This window comes from Prolixibacter denitrificans (assembly GCF_003014495.1).
GTDB lineage: Bacteria > Bacteroidota > Bacteroidia > Bacteroidales > Prolixibacteraceae > Prolixibacter > Prolixibacter denitrificans.
This window is the reverse complement of the sequence record NZ_PYGC01000008.1, coordinates 158,126-178,648: the sequence shown is the minus strand read 5'-3', so window position 1 is coordinate 178,648 and position 20,523 is coordinate 158,126. Positions and strand designations below refer to the sequence as shown.

Annotated in this window: 17 protein-coding genes; 10 read left to right on the top strand and 7 right to left on the bottom strand. The window is 47.6% G+C overall.

Translation table 11 applies throughout. The features are described from left to right. Positions 1-13 precede the first annotated feature (13 nt). The 7 genes from CLV93_RS14985 to CLV93_RS14955 are packed head-to-tail and all read right to left on the bottom strand — an operon-like array spanning position 14 to position 7,357. Positions 14-1,312, bottom strand: coding sequence for a TRAP transporter large permease (locus tag CLV93_RS14985; RefSeq protein WP_106543025.1), 1,299 nt, complete (start codon positions 1,310-1,312; stop codon positions 14-16). A gap of 3 nt (positions 1,313-1,315) precedes the next feature. Then, a complete protein-coding gene (locus CLV93_RS14980; RefSeq protein WP_106543024.1) occupies positions 1,316-1,801 on the bottom strand; it encodes a TRAP transporter small permease in 486 nt (161 codons plus the stop codon). A 41-nt stretch (positions 1,802-1,842) separates the two neighbouring features. Beyond that, positions 1,843-2,862, bottom strand: coding sequence for a TRAP transporter substrate-binding protein (locus CLV93_RS14975; RefSeq protein WP_211297866.1), 1,020 nt, complete (start codon positions 2,860-2,862; stop codon positions 1,843-1,845). Between the two features lie 35 nt (positions 2,863-2,897). Next, positions 2,898-3,569 (bottom strand): bifunctional 4-hydroxy-2-oxoglutarate aldolase/2-dehydro-3-deoxy-phosphogluconate aldolase, encoded by a 672-nt coding sequence (locus tag CLV93_RS14970; protein ID WP_106543023.1) that lies wholly within the window; start codon positions 3,567-3,569, stop codon positions 2,898-2,900. Positions 3,570-3,602: 33 nt separating this feature from the next. Then, complete coding sequence (locus CLV93_RS14965) at positions 3,603-4,640, bottom strand: sugar kinase (protein ID WP_106543022.1); 1,038 nt, start codon at positions 4,638-4,640, stop codon at positions 3,603-3,605. Between the two features lie 56 nt (positions 4,641-4,696). Beyond that, complete coding sequence (uxaC, locus tag CLV93_RS14960; protein ID WP_106543021.1) at positions 4,697-6,097, bottom strand: glucuronate isomerase; 1,401 nt, start codon at positions 6,095-6,097, stop codon at positions 4,697-4,699. A 12-nt stretch (positions 6,098-6,109) separates the two neighbouring features. Then, positions 6,110-7,357 carry a tagaturonate epimerase family protein gene (locus CLV93_RS14955; RefSeq protein ID WP_106543020.1) on the bottom strand — a complete coding sequence of 416 codons (1,248 nt, stop codon included), beginning with the start codon at positions 7,355-7,357 and terminating at the stop codon, positions 6,110-6,112. A gap of 211 nt (positions 7,358-7,568) precedes the next feature. Between CLV93_RS14955 and CLV93_RS14950 the strand changes: the two genes are divergently transcribed. From CLV93_RS14950 to CLV93_RS14905, 10 genes are all read left to right on the top strand, one after another. Then, entirely contained in the window at positions 7,569-8,627 is a 1,059-nt protein-coding gene (locus CLV93_RS14950) for a LacI family DNA-binding transcriptional regulator (RefSeq protein ID WP_308788911.1), read from the top strand. Positions 8,628-8,666: 39 nt separating this feature from the next. After that, positions 8,667-9,518, top strand: coding sequence for an SDR family oxidoreductase (locus CLV93_RS14945; RefSeq protein WP_106543018.1), 852 nt, complete (start codon positions 8,667-8,669; stop codon positions 9,516-9,518). Between the two features lie 47 nt (positions 9,519-9,565). Beyond that, complete coding sequence (locus tag CLV93_RS14940; protein WP_106543017.1) at positions 9,566-10,645, top strand: sugar kinase; 1,080 nt, start codon at positions 9,566-9,568, stop codon at positions 10,643-10,645. A gap of 79 nt (positions 10,646-10,724) precedes the next feature. Continuing rightward, a complete protein-coding gene (locus CLV93_RS14935; RefSeq protein ID WP_106543016.1) occupies positions 10,725-11,012 on the top strand; it encodes a four helix bundle protein in 288 nt (95 codons plus the stop codon). Positions 11,013-11,167: 155 nt separating this feature from the next. Continuing rightward, a complete protein-coding gene (locus CLV93_RS14930; protein WP_106543015.1) occupies positions 11,168-12,454 on the top strand; it encodes a nickel-dependent putative hexonate epimerase in 1,287 nt (428 codons plus the stop codon). Between the two features lie 33 nt (positions 12,455-12,487). Next, complete coding sequence (locus CLV93_RS14925; protein ID WP_106543014.1) at positions 12,488-13,480, top strand: Gfo/Idh/MocA family protein; 993 nt, start codon at positions 12,488-12,490, stop codon at positions 13,478-13,480. A gap of 53 nt (positions 13,481-13,533) precedes the next feature. After that, a complete protein-coding gene (gene pdxB, locus CLV93_RS14920) occupies positions 13,534-14,658 on the top strand; it encodes a 4-phosphoerythronate dehydrogenase PdxB (RefSeq protein WP_106543013.1) in 1,125 nt (374 codons plus the stop codon). Between the two features lie 38 nt (positions 14,659-14,696). After that, positions 14,697-16,151: a decarboxylating NADP(+)-dependent phosphogluconate dehydrogenase gene (gnd, locus tag CLV93_RS14915; protein WP_106543012.1), complete on the top strand. Its 1,455-nt coding sequence runs from the start codon at positions 14,697-14,699 to the stop codon at positions 16,149-16,151. 481 nt (positions 16,152-16,632) lie between these two features. Next, positions 16,633-18,696: a TonB-dependent receptor domain-containing protein gene (locus tag CLV93_RS14910; protein WP_106543011.1), complete on the top strand. Its 2,064-nt coding sequence runs from the start codon at positions 16,633-16,635 to the stop codon at positions 18,694-18,696. Positions 18,697-19,521: 825 nt separating this feature from the next. Then, positions 19,522-20,448: a DUF6624 domain-containing protein gene (locus CLV93_RS14905; RefSeq protein WP_106543010.1), complete on the top strand. Its 927-nt coding sequence runs from the start codon at positions 19,522-19,524 to the stop codon at positions 20,446-20,448. The last annotated feature ends 75 nt before the right edge of the window (positions 20,449-20,523 follow it).

Below are 20,523 nucleotides of genomic sequence, written 5' to 3'. Positions count from 1 at the left end.
TATCATCTGTTTGCTAGTATCCAAAAACGTGAGGTAACCACAAGCTCAGTTCCGGAACGTAAGTAACAAGTAATAACGTGATAATCATCACCACAAACATAGGTAACAGTGGCTCGATGACATGTTGTATTTTCGTGTTCGCCACACTACAACCGATAAACAAAACCGAGCCCACAGGCGGCGTACAAAGTCCTACCGAAAGGTTCATTACCATGATAATACCAAAATGAATCGGGTCCATCCCCAACTGCGATGTAACCACCGGAAGGAAAATCGGCGTGAAAATCAGCACAGCCGGCGTCATATCCATGAACACGCCCACGAACAGCAGGATGAAGTTGATGATCAGCAAAACAATAACAGGATTGCCGGACACGCTCAACAAAGCGTCACTCACTCCCTGGGGGATGTTCTGATACGACATTACCCACGAAAGTCCCATGGATGTTGCCACCAGCAAAAGCACAATGGCTGTCGTTCCTACAGATTTCAGAAGAATTCCGGGCAAATCGCTTAACTTAATTTCTTTATAAGCCATTGCCAAAACGAAACAGTACAAAACTGCTACAGCCGAGGCTTCCGTTGCGGTAAAAATTCCAGCGATAATTCCACCAATCACCACTAAAAGCAATAATAAACTGGGGATAGCCTGAATAAAGATTTTCACACTCTGGCGAAGTGTATATTTCTCGCAAAGCGGATATTTTTTTCTAACAGCGAAAACAGCACCAACAATCATCAGCGATAAGCCAGTGAGAATTCCGGGGATATATCCTGCCAGGAAAAGTGCAGCAATCGAAGCACCTCCTGAAGCCAGCGAGTATACAATCAAAATGTTACTCGGCGGGATGCTCAATCCCGTCGTCGCACTGGTAATATTAATAGCCGCGCTAAAATTTTTGTTATAGCCCGATTTCTCCATTTCAGGTCCCATGATACTGCCAATAGCCGAAGCCGACGCAGCCGCAGAACCAGAAATGGCACCAAAAAGCATGTTGGCAAGTACGTTCACAAAAGCCAGTCCTCCGGGAAGCCGTCCGACCAATACTTTCGCAAACGAGATCAACCGGATGGCGATTCCGCCCCGGTTCATGAGTTGCCCCGCTAATATGAAAAAGGGTATGGCGAGTAGCGCAAAACTATCAAGTCCGGTAGCCATCTGCTGAGCCAGCGTAGTAAATGCCGGCAACATTCCTACACTTAAAAGAAGTGTCAGCAAGGCTGCCAATCCAATGCTGAAGGCAATGGGCACACCAATGGCCAGAAAAATGATGAACGAAATAACCAGAACAAATATTCCTAATGTTTCCATGAATCAAATCTTTTCAGCGTTTGGATTTTTAGTCAACCGGGCAATCTCGTCGATACTATAAAATATGATGAGAAAGCCGCTTAGCGGAACAACAAGGTATACATAGCCGAGAGGAATCTGCATGGCAGCTGATATCTGCCCCAGATAGAAACGGGTATATACCAGCCAAATTCCACCGACGACCATCACCGCAAGAGCGAATAACATCACCAGAATATTGACGAGAACATCAAGGTATTTCCGGCGTTCGGGTGACAGTTTCTGCGACAGCAAATCGATCGCAAGGTGTTGCTTCATTCCTGCAGCCCAGGCAGCTCCCAGCAATCCTACCCAAATCAGGAGGAATCCGGCCAACTCATCGGTAAAGGAGCTCGGGTCCTGGAAGATATATCGGCTGGCTACCTGCCAGAGGACATCGAGGACCAGTGCGCCCATGAGAATGACTACGGCCCGCTCCAGTATTTTATCTACAATGTTTCGGAGTTTCATTTTAAAGACGTTTAGTGATGAATTTTCAGTTCCCGGAGAAATCACTCCCCACCCTTGTCACCGGAAAGTTTCAGTGTATCAACCGCCTGAATTCGCTTAATCAGCGAATAGAGGGTCGAATCATTTTTATATTGCTCATACATTCCCTTCACCTTGTCTCTAAAAGGCTCCTTATCTGGATGAATAATTTTCACTCCGGCTTTCTTCACAGCTGCCAGGCTCTCTTTTTCCGATTCCGCCCATAGCTTGCGCTGAACGGGAACCGATTCGTTAGCTGCTTCCTGAAGCCATTTCTGCTGCTGCGGGGTCAGCTTATTCCATACAATGGTACTGATGAGCAACACATCGGGAACCATCGTATGCTCATCCAACGAGTAATATTTACATACTTCGTAATGATGAGACAGATAGAAACTCGGCGGGTTATTTTCCGCACCATCGACCACGCCGCCTTGCAAGGCTGTGTACAACTCTCCAAATGAAATCGGGGTGGGAGAACCACCTAACAATTTCACCATTTCCACAGCGGTCTTACTCTTCATCACCCTGATTTTTAATCCATTCAAATCATCCGGAGAATTAATCGGAGTGTCTTTTGTATAAAAGGAGCGGCTTCCGGCGTCGTAATAACACAGTCCACGCAACCAGAATTTCTGAGCTTGCTTTAACATTCCCTGTCCAATGGGACCGTCAAGCACTTTGAAGGCGTGTGCTTTATCTTTAAAAATATAAGGAAGACTGAGTACCTGAAACTCCGGAGCGAAACCTTCGAGTGCAGCAGCCGAAACTTTTGTCATCGCCAACGAACCGATTTGGAGCAGCTCCAGGCATTGACTCTCACCACCTAACTGACTGGAAGGATAAATCTCTAGTTTCATGGTACCACCTGACAACTTCTCCAGCCGCTTGCCCATGTACACCATGGCTTTATGCACCGAATTCGTCGGTGCCAGGCTGTGGCCCAGTTTCAGTACCGTCACTTTCTGATGTTGCTGGCAGGACGAAAAAATGAAAAATCCCATCAGCAGCAGAAAGGACATTATCGGTTTGGATTTTATCATGTCTTTTGGTTTTCAAAAAGAAAAAAGCTGGTTCCTCACCCTCTGATTTCTTCCAGTATTTCAAATACCTGCTTTACCTTATTCGTTAAATCCGAATAATTTCCTTTATGAACAATCTCTTTTGTTATCAGCTGCGATCCCATTCCCACGCAAGTGACACCGGCACCAAACCAGGCTCTCAGGCTTTCTTCAGTCGGTTCAACTCCGCCTGTCGGCATCAGGCTTGTCCACGGGCACGGGCCTTTTATCGCCTTCACAAACGATGGTCCGCCCACCTGTGCTCCCGGGAAAATCTTACAGATTTCAGCTCCGTACTCTTCAGCCTGATTAATTTCGGTTAACGAACCGCAACCGGGCGACCAGAGAATTTTCCGGCGGTTACAAACTTTCGCCATATCCGGGTTCAGAACCGGAGAAACGATGAAGTTGGCTCCCAGTTGGATGTATAACGAAGCCGTACCCGCATCCACAACAGAGCCTACTCCCAGCATCATATCGGGCATCTCGGCAGCAGCCCAATGATTCAGTTCAGCAAATACTTCGTGTGCAAAATCACCGCGGTTGGTAAATTCAAAAACCCGTACACCTCCGTCATAACAAGCCTTCAGCACATGTTTACACACGCCTGCATCCGAATGGAAGAAAACCGGAATAATTCCAGTTTCTTTCATTTTCAGTGCAACTTCAATCCTTGAAAATCTAGCCATTTCTATTTTTTAGTTTCCTTGTATTTCTAATTCCTACCGGGATACACGACCTGAGGCATCGCCCGACATCAGCTTCATCACCTCCTCAACGGTCACCTGGTTGTAATCGCCATAAATCGTATGCTTCAGGCAAGAAGCAGCTACCGCGAAATTCAATGCTTTTTGCTCGTCTTCCGGCCAGGTCAGCAAGCCATAAATCAAACCGCCCATGAACGAATCACCGCCGCCAACACGGTCGACAATGTGTGTTATCTGATAGGTAGGCGCTTCAAACAGCTCTTTTCCGTTCCAAAGTACGCCCGACCAACTATTGTGATTAGCGCTGACAGAACCACGAAGCGTTGTGATCACTTTCTTCACACGCGGGAATTTTGCCATGATTTGTTTGGACACCGATTCGTATGCAGCCCCGGAAACATGACCTCCTGTTACATCAACTCCTTCGGGTTTGATACCCAAAACCATCTCGGCATCTTCTTCATTTCCGAGAACGACATCCGTACCGGCGACTAAGTCCGGCATCACTTCTCCGGCTGTTTTTCCGTATTTCCAGAGATTTTTCCGGTAGTTTAAATCACACGAAACGGTTACGCCCATTTCGTTGGCTTTCGCAATTCCTTCGGCCAGTACATCGGCAGCTCCCTGCGAAATAGCCGGTGTAATTCCGGTCCAGTGAAACCATTGCGCATCTTTCAGCACTTCTTCCCAGTTGATCATTCCCGGCTCAATTTCGGAAATGGCTGAATGTGCCCGGTCATAAACCACCTTCGACGCACGGCTAACGGCACCTGTTTCCAGGAAGTAAATTCCGAGACGTTCTCCGCCCCAAATCATCTTATCGACACCGACACCGTATTTCTGCAAATCCATCAGGCACGATTTCCCGATATCATTCTTCGGCAACCGGCTGACAAAATCAACCGGTACGCCGTAGTTTGCCAGCGAAACAGCGACGTTTGCCTCGCCCCCTCCAAAGGTGGCCGTAAACTCCTTCGCCTGGCTAAACCGCTGATATCCGGGAGTAGCCAATCTCAACATGATCTCACCAAAAGTGACCACTTTTTTATCCATCGTTAAGCAACTTTTATTCTTGTATTGGTTAATATTCTTTGGTTTGTTTCTCCTTTCTAAAAGTGGAAATAATTCTCCGCGTTGTTGAAACTGATGTTCTCAACCATCTGTCCCAGCAGTTCCATGTCAGCCGGCATTTCACCGTTTTCGACGTCATTCCCGAGGAGGTTGCACAAGATGCGACGGAAATATTCGTGACGGCTATACGACAAAAAGCTTCTGGAATCGGTCAGCATACCAACGAAACGGCTTAGCAATCCGAGATTCGACAGGGCATTCATTTGTTTGGTCATGCCGTCTTTTTGGTCAAGAAACCACCAGCCCGAACCAAACTGGAATTTTCCGGGTACGGAACCGTCCTGAAAGTTTCCGAGCATGGTAGCTATCACCTCGTTGTCGCGCGGGTTCAGGTTATACAGAATGGTTTGTGTCAGTTTTTCTTCATAATCGAGACGGTCGAAGAAACGCGACATAGCAGTAGCCTGCGAATAATCGCCAATGGAATCGAAGCCGGTATCCGGTCCCAACGTTTCGAACAAACGGCGGTTATTGTTTCGCATGGCTCCCAGGTGGTACTGCTGCGTCCAGCCCCGCTTGTGATCCATTACGGAGAACTCGTACAGCATGGCCGAACGGAACTTCAACAACTCTTCCTGGTTAACTTTTCCACCGCCGCGCACCTTGCTGAAAATCGCTGCAATTTCTGCGTTCGTGTACGGTTCAGCGTAGAGCGTTTCCAGGCCGTGGTCAGACAATCGACAGCCATTTTCATGGAAGAAAGCATGACGCCTATCCAGTGCTTCCATCAACTGGTCGAAAGTTGAGATATCCATTCCGGCTACAGCCGAAAGTTGATCGATATAAGCATTAAAAGCTTCTGTATTTTCGATTGCCATGGCCTTGTCAGGGCGCCAGGCCGGCAACACGTTCACCTCGAAACCATCTTCTTTGATTTGCCGGTGATATTCCAGCGAATCAACCGGATCGTCCGTCGTACAAATGGTGTGCACATTGGCTTTCCGGATAATACCACGACAGGAGAAGTCGGGCGTATTCAGTTTTTCATTCGCTTCTTCCCAAATTTCCTTCGCCGTCTTTTCATTCAGAATTTTATTGAACCCAAAAGGCTTTTTCAATTCCAGATGCGTCCAGTGATACAAAGGATTTCTCAATGTATGAGGTACGGTTTCCGCCCACTTCATGAACTTCTCCTCATCCGTAGCGTCACCGGTACAATAGCGTTCGTCCACGCCATTGGTACGCATCGCTCTCCATTTATAATGATCACCGTAAAGCCAAATTTCCGTTAGGTTACGGAATGATTTGTTCTCGGCAATTTCTTTCGGAGAGATGTGACAGTGATAGTCGAAGATGGGCATTTTAGCCGCATGCTCGTGATATAATTGACGCGCCGTATCGGTTTCCAACAAAAAATCTTCTCCCAAAAAAGGTTTCATCTATCTATCCTTTTACAAATTAAACAGTCTCTTCAGGTGGCGGTCAAACAGGTTTTCCTCCACACAACTTCCAACCAGCTCTTTATTCTTTTCAATCAGCGAAGTATATGTTTCGCCATATTCAGCGGCAATTTTGTACCCAACATGAATTAACTGACGGAAACCTGGATTGTATTCCGGATGACCGGGAATATGACGCAACGCATTCGCAAACTGCTCGCTCGTCCAGCTATCAACATCAGAAACCGACGGCAGCAATTGGTCGTCAATATCAATCACATCGGCATATGGCGCACACAGTTCGTCTTTCCGCTTCAGCGCCTTTTTATAAATATTCCTGGCCAGTTCCAGTGCTTCGCCGCCAGCCAGCGCCAGGCCAATCACCTCTTCGAGCCAGGTAGTACCAGCCGTTTTTACGTGAAGGCCTTTATCATGTTTACGAATAATTTCGGCCATCACCGGATAAATGGAGAACTTATCCGATCCGGAATGCACGCTCAACTTCAACGTTTCCGGAAGACCGAATTCTTTCACAGCAAAATCGATAACGAGAATGTCTTCTTCAAACTCGCGGGCAAACTGCTTCACATCGCCGACATAATCGACACCTTTATTAAAACGCCCGGTGAACTTAGGGGCAATCGTTTGCACAGGAATACCCTCGTCAGCAATCATTTTCAGGATGAAGAACATCTCGATAGGTGTCTGCGGAGCTTCCACCTCATCCATCGAAACTTCGGTAATGAAGTCGTTATCCTTTTTCCGTGCCTTGATGAACCGGTAAATATTTCCTGCTTCAGCGATGGCTGCAAGGAAACGATCGGCCATTTCCCTCAAAAACTCTTCATCCACTTTGAACGGAGAATCGATACCGGGAATTTGCCATTCACCTTTGTACTTTTCGCAGGCATCCAGGAAATCATCCACATCATCGGCGGAAGAGGCCTTGCCAATAAAAGCAGCCACATCCAGCGTGAAAAAGTTGGACGACTCAAGAAATCCCTCAACGTTTCCCAAGCCAATATGGTCGGCATCGACAAAATAGGCTCCCTGATACCCCAAAGCTGCCACAGCTGCATCAGCTTCGTTCCGGGTATCTTCCGGTTTCGAATTAACGATGGTATGTTCGCGGTTGGACTTGTTCCAAACCGGACTGATATCGATGCCTGCTTTTTGAGCTTTCATGATGGCCCGAAGCTGTGCCTCACCTTCTCTGGCGAACCGATCACCGATACCAAAGCTATATTTTCCAAGTTTCATAATCAGCTTATTTTCAACAGAATTTACTCACACACGTTTTCCGTGTTCGTTCACGAAAGTAGTAACTTTTTCCTGAACACAAAACTTAAAAACCCAATAGATCGCTCTTTTATGTTTTAAAATAGTTTTTTGCCGTTATCGTACACGACAAATCTTTTTTTTCATAGATTTGTTTGTTGAACTGAACATTGAACCTTAAAAATTTTGCCTTATCAAACAGGAACGAAAAATAATCCGTATAAAAGACATCGCGGAAAAAGCAGGTGTATCGATCGGTACAGTTGACCGGGTGTTACACAACCGTGGTGAAGTTTCGGCCGCGACCAAAGAAAAAATACTGTCCATCATTAATGATCTGGACTACCGCCCCAATTTTTTGGCCAGTTCATTAGCTTCCAAAAAAGAAACCTCATTCGCTGTGCTGCTCCCCAAAGCGCCAACCAAAGAATCCTATTGGACCCGTCCGCTCTCCGGAATTGACCGGGCAGCAGAAGAGCTGGCCCAATTTGGTGTAAAATTGGATCTTTACCTGTTTGATACCGATGGTTCCGCTTCATTCAATGAAAAGACGGTTGATATTCTGGAGAATCCGCCGGCCGGGGTTTTACTGGCTCCGTGGATCAGCCGGGAGGCAAAATTATTCACTTCAACATTGGATGCATTAGACATTCCTTATGTTTATATCGATTCCAATCTGAAAGAGACGCATCCCGTGAGTTACATCGGGCAGAACTCTTTCCAGAGCGGATACCTGGCGGCTAAACTATTAAATTACGGTCTGCCGGAAGAACGCGTTTTTCTGTTGATTCATATCGGTCGTGAACTGGATAATCAAAACCACCTCCATCAGCGCGAACAAGGATTCTTTGACTATTTCAAAGAGAAATCCATTCAGCAGAAAGTCATTAAGATGGAAATTCAGGAAAGTGAAGCCGAACTGAAACAGCAGATAGCTGCCAAAGGATTGGCTCCGGAAAAAATCGACTGCGTTTATGTAACCAATTCACGGGTTCACATTGTGGCTGAGTATTTTTCAAAACTGGGGCTTCATCCGCGAATTTTAGGCTACGACCTCATTCCGCCCAACGTGAAAATGCTGAAGAAAGATGCCATCGATTTTCTCATCTGTCAGAATCCGGAGGAACAGGGCTACAACGCGCTAAATGCGTTGTTCGATCACGTTCTCAGGAAACAGCCGGTGGAAAAAGAACACTTCACATCCATCGATATTATCACCCGGGAAAATCTGGATTACTACAGTGCCAAATAATCTGAAACAGAAAAACTGAATCTACAAGACATTAGATCCATGAAAGACTTTACGTTCGACGACCTTAACGGGAAAGTATGTGTTGTAACCGGTGGAGCCGGAGTTATTGGAAAAGCTATTGTATCAGCCCTGGCAACCGTCGGGGCAAAAGTTGCAATTGTTTCACGTGGTGAAGAAAAAGGGAAACAGGTTGCTGAAGAGATTTCCCGGGAAACCGGAGGAACAGTCATCTGGATCAAAGGCGACGTGCTGGACAAAGCCCAGTTGGAACAAGCTCATCAATCGATTAAAGAGCAACTCGGCCCGATCGATATTCTCGTCAACAATGCAGGAGGAAACTCGCCGAAAGCAACGACCGGCGTAGAACAAATGCAGGAGTCTGATTTGGACGACCTTCAGTCGACTTTCTACGGACTGGAAATGGAAGGATTCGACAATGTTTTCGACCTCAATTTCAAAGGAACGGTGTTACCGACCATGGTTTTCACCCGCGACATGCTGAAGAAGAAAACAGGTGTGGTCCTGAACGTTTCTTCCATGAATGCCTACCATCCATTAACGAAGATACCGGCCTATTCTGCAGCTAAAGCTTCGATTAATAATTTCACTGAATGGCTGGCGGTGCACATGGCCAAAGTCGGTATACGCGTAAACGCTGTCGCTCCGGGCTTTTTTATCACCGAGCAAAACCGCTTCCTGGTGTTGGACGAAAAAACCGGCAATTACTCCAAGCGAGGGCAGAAAATTGTGGACAACACTCCGATGGGGAAATTCGGTGAACCGGAAGATTTGCAGGGAACTGTATTACTTCTGCTCTCTAACCTCTCGTCATTTGTCACGGGCGTTGTCATCCCGGTTGACGGAGGTTTCAACGCCTACAGCGGAGTTTAAGGAAAACTAAACCCAGTTCAGGAAAATCAGTAAAAAGAAATAGTAAAATGGATCTTCAACTCAAACAAAATTGTCAATATTCACTGTTGGTACCCACCAGCATGGGCGTGCGCATTACGCCGGTGAACGGACAACCGGTGCACAGCAGTAACCTTTTCGAGATGCAGGCGACGAGCGCCGAAACCAATGTGGCTAGTATTGCCTCTTTTCTCGGAATGCCGGTCAAAGTTCTAACCACTTTCGTGAAGGGAAGTCCGGTGGCAAAGTTCATCAAAAGCAATCTGAAAAGCCGCCACATGGATTACGAAGGACCGGAAGTTCCGCAAGGCGATCCATGGGGTTACCGTCACCAGTTCAATATTGCCGACAGCGGTTTCGGTTCTCGCGGGCCACGCGTGCAAAACGACCGTGCAGGTGAAGTGGGCCGGACTCTCAACGTAAAAGATTTTGATTTGGAACGTATTTTCGGTAAAGAAGGCGTCCAAATCGTTCACCTATCGGGACTGATTGCCGCACTTTCTCCTGAAACCAGCACTTTCTGTCTCGAGATTGCCCGCGCCGCCAAAAAGCATGGCACACGCATCTCTTTCGATTTGAACTACCGTGCTTCCTTCTGGAAAGGCCGCGCCGAAGAGTTGCGGAAAAACTTTACTGAAATAGCATCGGTTGCCGATATCCTTATTGGGAATGAAGAAGATTTTCAGCTATGCTTTGGGATTGAAGGTCCTGAAGCCGGAGGAAAAGGCATCGAAGCCGATATTGAAGGTTTCAGAGGCCTCATCACAAACGTGAAGAAATCATTCCCCAATGCGTCGGTATTTGCCACAACATTACGGCAAGTGGTCAGTACCAACGAGCACCTGTGGGGAGCTGTCATGCTCGCCGGTGCTGAATGGCAAGTCATCGAGCCCCGTAAAATCAACGTACTCGACCGCATCGGCGGTGGTGATGGTTTTGTTGGCGGTCTTTTATATGGTATCCTGAAAGGTTGGGAAGCTGAAAAATGGCCGCAGTTTGGCTGGGCTACCGGTGCACTGGCTACTACGTTCCTGACAGACTACGCTCAGCCTGCCGACGAAGAGATGGTTTGGAGCATCTGGGAAGGAAATGCGCGTGTAAAGAGATAAGATAAAAAAAGGCAAAGGCAAAGGCACAGGCGAAGGCAAAAGAAAAGAATCATGGCAAATCGATTTTACCAAATATGAGATGAGCTATAGAGACAAGAAATACAACGATTTCAGAGACATGCCCGTGTGGCAGAAAGCCTTTACCTTGTTGGTTGAAGTTTACCAAATAATCAAGCGTTTTCCGGCAGATGAGCGATTTGCTTTGACGGATGATTTAAAACGGGCCGCCAATTCTGTGGTTCACAATTTAGCTGAAGGTTACGGACGTTACGAACCCAAAGATAAAACCCGTTTTTACAAGATTGCCAGAGGAAGTGCCTACGAATCGATGAGTCAAATATGGTCGCCCAATCTCAGGAATATTTGAATTCCGAAATATCAGAAGATTTGATTAAACGTTACAAAGAAGCAATCGAAGAAATTAATGCTTTGATCTACTCCCTTGAAAAATAATCTGCTCAGGTCGAGACAAAGGGCTCCTTTCTGTGCCTTTGCCTGTTCCTGAGCCTTATTAAAAGAAATATGATTTACTACGAAACAGGATCGCCCGAACAGGAGCTAAGTGCAGTCGACTTGCAGGAAGGCCTGTTTACGGCGCTCGATAAACTCGGAGATGTCGGTAAAGTGCTGGCCATTCCGCCGGACTATACCCGATACCCGTCACACGCCGGTGAGTTGACCGAATTTGCCTGGCAATATTATGGCGACAAACTCACCGATATACTTCCGGCTTTGGGAACGCATAGTCCCATGACGGAAGAACAGATACATCACATGTTCGGACAGACTCCAATGGAACTATTTCGCGAGCACGACTGGCGGAACGACGTGGTTACCTTAGGCGAAGTTCCCGGTGAATATGTCAAGGAAGTTTCCAAAGGTGCCATCGACTATCCATGGCCGGTACAAGTCAACAAACTGTTGCGCGACGGCGGCCACGATTTGATTCTCTCCGTTGGACAGGTCGTTCCTCATGAAGTAGTCGGTATGGCCAACTACAACAAGAATATTTTTGTTGGAACTGGAGGAGCAGAAGGAATCAACAAGAGCCATTTCCTCGGGGCTGTTTACGGCATGGAAAAAATGATGGGCCGCTCCGACACACCGGTACGTCGCGTGTTTAATTATGCCAGCGAAAAAGTCGCATCCGAATTGCCCATCCTCTATGTTCTCACGGTAGTGGAAGCCGGCGGTGATGGCAAACTGAAAGTTCGCGGCCTGTTCATTGGTGACGACTTTGAAGCGTTCGACAAGGCGGCTGCCCTTTCGGTGAAAGTGAATTTTGAAATGGTGAAGAAGCCCATAAAAAAGGCGGTCGTTTATCTCGATCCCACAGAGTTCAAATCGACCTGGCTGGGCAACAAAGCCATTTACCGTACCCGGATGGCACTGGCCGACAATGCTGAACTGATTATTCTGGCTCCGGCTTTGAAGGAGTTTGGAGAAGACCCGGAAATCGACAAACTGATCCGAAAATACGGCTACCATGGAACGCCACATACGCTGGAAATGGTAGAGAAAAACGCTGAACTGAGGAATAACCTGAGCGCCGCAGCACACCTCATTCACGGTAGTTCCGAAGGACGCTTCACGATTACCTACTGCCCGGGCACCAATGAAGAAAACCTTACGCAGGAAGAGATTGAAAGCGTAGGATTTCAATACAAAGCCCTCGACGAAGTAATGCAGACATACGATCCGCATCAGTTGAAAGACGGATGGAACCAATTGCCTAACGGCGAAGAGATATTTTACGTCCCCAATCCGGCGTTGGGCCTGTGGGCTCACAAAGACCGGTTCAAGGATTAATCATAAATTGGCACACAAAAATTTTTCATTTTCATGGAAGAAATCAGGTGGGGAATCATTGGATGCGGAAAAGTGACCGAAGTAAAAAGCGGTCCGGCACTACAAAAAATTGAGCACTCGAAGTTGGTAGCAGTGATGCGCCGTTCGGCTGAAAAAGCGGAGGATTATGCCCGTCGCCACAATGTTTCCAAGTGGTACAGCGATGCCGACCAACTCATCAACGATCCGGAAGTGAATGCCATTTATGTGGCAACTCCGCCCGAAACACACGCAAAATATGCCATTCAGGCGATGAAAGCCGGCAAACCGGTGTACGTGGAAAAACCCATGGCCCTCAACTTCCGCGAATGCGAAGAGATGAACCGCGTTTCGAAGGAAACCGGCATGCCACTATTTGTAGCATATTATCGTCGCCGCTTACCCGGATTTCTGAAAGTGAAAGAACTGCTCGAAGCCAAAGCCATTGGCGACGTACGGTTGGTTAACATTCGTTTCTACCGGACTTTCAACGAAGAAGAGTATAACGAGGGAAATCTTCCGTGGCGCGTCATTCCGGAAATTGCCGGCGGAGGTTTGTTCTTCGATTTAGCAGCTCATCAACTTGATATTCTCGACGCTTGGTTCGGTCCCATCCGCGATGTACGCGGACAAGCCTTCAACCAGGCCGGAGCGTATCCTGCCGAAGACATGGTGCTGGGTAATTGGTTACATGAAACGGGCGTTGCCGGAACCGGAACGTGGTGTTTCACGACTTCGGAACAGAATAATCTAGATGAAATCGAAATCATCGGCAGTACCGGGAATATCCGGCTTTCGACGTTCGAGTTTACGCCTGTCATTCTCGAAACGGCAGCCGGGAAACAGGAATTCCCTTTCCCCGCTCCGGATCACGTTCAGCAAAACTTGCTGCAAACCATCGTCGATGAACTTCGCGGTAATGGAAAAGCAGCATCCACAGGCGAAAGTGCTGCCCGCACCAGCCGTGTAATGGACGAAATGGTCAGTAACTTTTATTCCGGGAAATAACCAGCGAACCCCTAACCCGATTAACCTGTTATTCACACGAAAGTGAAGCAACGATGAAAATTATTATCGACGACAAAATACCTTACATCAAAGGGGCACTGGAACCGTTTGCCGAAGTGGTTTACCTACCGGGAAGCCAGACAACGCCCGAAGTGGTGAAAAATGCCGATGCGCTGATTACCCGCACGCGAACCAGGTGCAACCGGAAACTGCTGGAAGGTTCCAACGTTAAATTCATTGCCACCGCCACCATCGGATTCGATCACATCGACACCGAATACTGTAGCGAGGCCGGTATTGAATGGACCAATGCACCGGGCTGTAATTCGGGCTCGGTAGAGCAATACATTGCATCGGCACTGGCGGTGTTGAGTGAAAAGCATAACTTTTCGCTTAGCGGAAAGACCATTGGCATTGTTGGGGTCGGAAATGTTGGCAAGAAAGTAGCCCGGATTGCCAAAGCATACGGCATGAAGGTTCTGCTGAACGACCCGCCCCGCGAACGAGCGGAAGGAAAAGGCGACTTCGTTTCGCTGGACGAAATTCTGGATCAAAGCGATATCATCACGCTGCATGTACCGCTGAACATGGCTGGTGAGGACAAAACCTTTCACATGGCCAAAAAAGCCTTCTTCGCGAAAGCGGGAAAAAAACCATTCGTCATCAACTCATGCCGCGGCGAAGTGGTGGAGACCGAAGCGCTGAAAAAAGCATTAAACACCAACCAAATTGCTGGTGCCGTAATCGACTGCTGGGAAAATGAACCCGACATCGACCGTGAATTGCTCGATAGAGTCGACATCGCCACACCACATATCGCCGGTTATTCCAAAGATGGAAAAGCCAACGGGACCGCCATGAGTGTACAGGCTGTCAGTCGGTTTTTCGGTTTGGGAGTTGACAACTGGACCTGCCAGAATGTGGAACTTCCGGCATCGACCGAAATCACCTCGGACGAAACCGGTAAAAGCACCGAAGAAATTTTGAAAAGAGCAGTTCTCGATACCTATGACATTCGGGAAGATGATAAGCGGTTGCGCCTTTCGCCGGAAAGCTTCGAAAAACAACGGGGCGACTATCCGGTCCGCCGCGAATTCCCGGTGTACCATATAACGCTTCTTAACAGTTCGTCGGAAACAATGAAACGACTTAAAACGTTCGGTTTTAAAACAACATAAATAAAAGCACATTAATCGTATTCAAAACATAAGAACACATGAAAGAAAAAGCAGACATTGGCCTCATCGGCCTCGCAGTAATGGGTGAAAACCTCGTGCTCAACATGGAAAGCAAGGGTTTTACTGTTGCTGTATATAATCGTACCACCGAAAAAGTAGACAAATTCATCAACGGTCGCGGCGCCGGGAAAAATTTCATCGGTTGCCACACCATCGAAGAGTTGACAGTCAACCTGGAGCGCCCACGCAAAGTGATGATGCTGGTGAAAGCCGGGCAACCGGTGGATGACCTCATCGAAAAAATCATCCCGCACCTCGAAGAAGGTGACATCATCATTGATGGCGGAAACTCCCACTTTCCCGATACGATTCGTCGTACCGAATACGTGGAAAGTAAAGGACTGCGATACATCGGAACTGGTGTTTCGGGTGGTGAAGAAGGTGCCCTGCACGGCCCGTCGATGATGCCCGGAGGTAGTCCCGAAGCATGGCCTTTTGTAAAAGATATTTTCCAGTCCATCGCTGCTAAAGTAGAAGACGGAACTCCTTGCTGTGACTGGGTTGGTGAGAACGGTGCCGGCCACTTCGTGAAAATGGTACACAACGGTATCGAGTATGGCGACATGCAGATCATCACCGAAGCTTATCAGATCATGAAAGATCTGCTCGGCATGAGCTACGACGAAATGCACGACGTGTTTGCCGAATGGAACAAAGGTGATCTGGACAGCTACCTCATCGAAATTACCCGCGATATTCTCGGCTACCGCGATGAAGAGGGTGACCCGTTGGTAGAAAAAATTCTCGATACCGCCGGACAGAAAGGTACCGGAAAATGGACCGGAATTTCGGCACTCGATTTAGGCATTCCGTTGACTTTGATTGGCGAAGCTGTATTTGCCCGCTGCCTCTCAGCACAGAAGGATTTGCGTGTCACCGCATCGAAAGCGCTGAGCGGACCGAAAGCCAATTTTGACGGCGATCGCGAACAGTTCCTGAAAGATTTGAAAGATGCCCTGTATGGAGCCAAAATCATCTCCTACGCACAGGGTTACGACCTGATGCGCGAGGCAGCCAAAGAGCACAACTGGAACCTCAACTACGGAGGTATTGCCCTGATGTGGCGAGGTGGATGTATCATCCGCTCGAAATTCCTCGGCGACATCAAAAAGGCCTACGACAAGAATGGCGATTTGGAGAACCTCCTGCTCGACGATTTCTTTAAAGGAAAAATTGAAGCCGCCCAGGAAGGATGGCGTCGTGTGGTAGCAACCGCTGTGATGAACGGCGTATCGGCTCCGGCTATGACCACTGCCCTGAACTATTTCGATGGTTTCCGCAGTGAGCGTCTGCCCGCCAACCTGTTGCAGGCACAGCGCGACTACTTCGGAGCGCATACCTACGAGCGGGTTGACAAACCGCGTGGCGAGTTTTTCCACACCAACTGGACCGGCCACGGTGGCGATACCGCCTCGTCGACTTACAACGTGTAACGAACAGTTTTCAGATAAGTCCATCCCGGGAAGAGCTCTCTTTCCGGGATTTTTTTGTAGGAAGATGTTATATGAGAGAGATTAGACTGGTTTCAGGTTAGGCTTTGCCGTTACTGTTGTTTCTATCGTTAAAAGAGTTCCTGTTGTTGTCCCCTAATGAATCACAACGCTATTGCGGTCGAAACGACCTCACCATTTCAATCCAAACCATTTCTCGACCACATTATGGCATGATATCATTTCAATGCCCAAGGCATTGTCATTGGGCTGAATTAAACCGGACCTTCAGACTGGATAAGTTGCTTAATTGCACACCGTCAGCGACCGCTCTCCTCCCCGATTGGGGAGGCCGGGAGGGGCAAACAACTTGACGAAAGAGGGAAATCTCACCACTGTCATGAACATTTTGGCGCCCAATAACATTACAAGGGCATCACAGTTACCCTGATTTTTCAACTAATATTACTCATCAGTCATTCTTATGAAAAAAATGTACCTGGTTGCAGTATTTCTGCTTATCGGTATTGCAACTACACAGGCTCAAACCCAACCTGACACCATTGCCATTGAAGAAGTTCTCGTCGTCTCCCAGCAAAACCTGAAGGGAACCGATATCGACTTAAAATCCATCCAGATTGAAAGTCCTCATGACGTAGGAGCCATTTTCAGAAACCAGAGTGGTTTTGGCATTATCAAAAAGGGGAACTACGGAACAGAGCCGATTCTTAGAGGCTTCAAATACAGTCAGCTCAATGTGCAATTCGATGGCGGAGTGAAGTCGGCGAACGCCTGCCCTAACCGTATGGACCCGGCGATTTCTCAAATCTCACCCGAGGATATCGAGAAAATAGAAATCGTGAAAGGCCCTTACGACATGAGGTACCAGTCGTTCGGGGGACTGATCAACATTGTCAGCAAGCGACCGGTATACCATCCCAATAATCCGGTTGATACAAAAATCGACCTTGGCTACCAGTCGAACGGGAACAATTACTACGGAAATATCAATTCGCTGTATGCCGGGAAGAAATTCGACTTCCTGCTGAATGCCGGGTATAAAGACTACGGTAGTTATAAAAGTGGCAACGGAACCGTGATTCCGTCATCGTTTAGCCGATGGGACTATACCTTGAAGACAGGCTGGAACTTCAGCGCCAAACAACGGCTGCAACTAACCTTCCGGCAAGGCAAAGCCAGCGATGTGCTGTATGCCGGCTTGCCCATGGACGCCGATTTCGACAAAAGCACCATCGGCTCGCTGGATTATGCGCTGTCCGATGTATCGAAAGTCGTTAGAAACATCAAAATAAAACTGTATACTTCTCTGGTCGACCACCAAATGTCGACCAGAAGACGCCCTTCCTGGAAAATGGTAGAAGCCGTGTCACCACTTAAGGCTCAGGTGTACGGAGGAAGAACCGAGTTTAAGCTGGCAACCGGAAGCCGGAATACGCTCTATGCCGGGGCCGACTTCAAAGAAATTGCCAAGCAAGGCAACCGGAACCGCAAGGTGATCATCAATCCGTGTACCGGAGTTACGTTACCGTCGCCGATGAATGTTGTTGATAAAATCTGGCAGAACAGCAAACGGGACAATATTGGCCTGTTTGCTGAAAACCGACTGGAAGTCAGCAAAAAAGTTTCGTGGACAGCTGGTTTGCGTGCCGACAGGACTTCCTACCAAATCAACGATCCGGCCGACGATTTTAAAGCGCAATACAACAATAATATTCAGCCCGAAGCCAAAATACTTCCATCGGTCAGCAGCCGGCTTAACTGGTACATCAACCGTGACTGGAGCCTGCAGTGGGCCATCGCCATCGCACAGCGGGCACCCGATTTGAGCGAAGTATTCATCAACCACCTCAGCATTGGAACCGATGCCTATGAATACCTTGGGAATCCCGGATTGAAGGCGGAAACCAACCACCAAAGCGATGTGCGTATTGAATACAACAGCGATAACCTGAAGGTGTACGGCGACGCCTTTTATTCGTACCTGACCAACTACATCAGCGCCAGACTCGACACGTCCATTCACAAGAAGTTTATGGCCTGCAACCCGCCATACGGGACCAAAGTGTTTACCAATATTGATAAGGCTTTTATGACCGGTTTCGAAGCCGGGGCCGAAGTAAAGTTCCTGAACAATTTTACCTATTCGCTTTCAGCTGCCTATACGTATGCTCAGAACAGTACGCTTAATGAGCCGCTTCCGGAAATCCCCCCATTCACGGTCAACAGCTTTATCGCTTTCAAAAATAAAAAAGTACAAACGCGCATTCATGGTCGCTTTGCAGCCGACCAGAACCGGGTTTCAAAAGCATTTGCTGAAAGCACAACACCTGGATTTTCGGTTTTCGACTGGGATTTTTCGTACAGTCCGGCAAAAGCGGTCAGCATCAATGCATCGGTCACCAATATTTTCAATGTAAACTATGTGGAGCATCTGAGCCGTGCCTACAAAAACAGCGGTGCCGAAACCGGAAGTCTTTACTACGAACCGGGAAGGAGCTTCCATATCGGACTTCGAGTCACCCTATAAAGGATTAATCCACTACAATTGTGAGATTTTACCAGTGCTGATTGAAGGATGTCATCCTCCGGAGGGATGACATCCTTACAGCCCACGGTGGGACTCAACCAGCATCTGATGAAACGCCTGGCTTCCCGGGAGGTATCCGTTGCTGCGTGACGAACATCTTCCGGGAACGGAGGCACCTCGTTGCAGCGAGAAAAATATCTCCCCGAAACTGAGGCAACCCGTTGCAGCGTGACGAGTATCTCCCCGAAACTGAAGCACTCCATGCAGCATGCATGAACATCCTCCCGAAACTGACACACTTCATGCAGCGTGCATGAACATCTTCCCGAAACTGACACACTCCATGCAGCGTGCATGAGCATCTTCCCGAAACAGACACACTTCATGCAGCGTGCATGAACATCTTCCCGAAACTGAGGGACCTCATACGCAGGTGATAAAATGCTTTCGGTTGCTGAAGGTGCCTCATCACAACCTGATGAACGACTCTTAATCATTCAGAGTGCTCCGCCAGATGCCGGTGAAATCATCTAAGTGGGTAAAAGTGCCTCGTCAGACGCAAACGGGATGGAATGAATACCTGATGACACATCTTCACATGCCAATGGAATAAGCTCAATGCCTCCGGGTGATTCGTTGCGTGTTGTTTCTGTAATGAAAACGGCACTTCACAAAACATCCGGGAACATCAAATTGTAAATAGCTGAAACATACTCCATGTTGTAAAATTGTTGAATCCATCACTAAACCTGCAATTCGGCGATTTTTAATTTCTCAACTACCCAAACACTCTATCATTGTCACAAAACATAAATAGAATTGACAATGAAAAAACTAATCACACTTTCATTAACGCTGTTTCTTTTGCAGGCAGCGTTTGGACAAAACAACACAAGCACAGCAGACAGTTTGAAGAGAGAAGGGCTTTTAATGCCCTCTTTAATGAAATATGGCGAAACCATGGTACAGCATCCTTCTGCTGAAATATCGTATAAAATTGCTTCCACCACTGCACTTTTATGGACTACCCAAATGAGAGACACCACTTTCTATTTCCTGAACATCGCACTTCAAAACGACTCCACGCTGGAACCATTATACAACCCGGACTTTCTAAGCATTATCGATGATCCGAGGTGGAAAAAAGTGGAAGATGCTCAATTTGAAAAATATGAAGCGAAACATGGCCCGATAAAAAACAAACCGTTTGCCCGGGAATTGTTCCGGATGATCATCAAAGACCAGGGGATGATGTATGCTGGGAATATTGAAAGAAAGAAATACATGAAAAACGGGGGGTATTTTAGTACGCCGGCCATCTTTCCTGTTCTCGCGATGGAAGAAAAAAACAAAAAGGAAAACGAAGAGCGACTACCGGAACTGCTGAGCCAATATGGCTGGCCAACAGCATCAGCGGTGACAGAGGTTGCCGCGGCAGGAGCAGCATTGATCATCAATCATGCCAGTCATGAACTCAGGGCCAAATACTTTCCGATGCTGGAAAAGGCCTTCAAAAATGGAGAAGCACAACCGCTCAGATATGCCAAAATGTGCGACCGGTTGCTGGTAGAGGAAGGCAAGGAACAGTTATATGGAACACAAGTCAGATTCGACCATATGGTACGGGTACCTTATCCCATTAAGGAACCTGAAAATGTCGACAAGCGCAGAGCCGAAATTGGATTAGGTCCTTTGAAACCCTACCTAAAGGCACGGTTTAATATCGATTGGCCGGTTGCTGAAAAGGAGTAGACAGAAGAAAACGACTACCAATCAGGCTCCGATGGACTAAGTCGAATGCACCGGCTGATTCATTGGAGCCTGTTT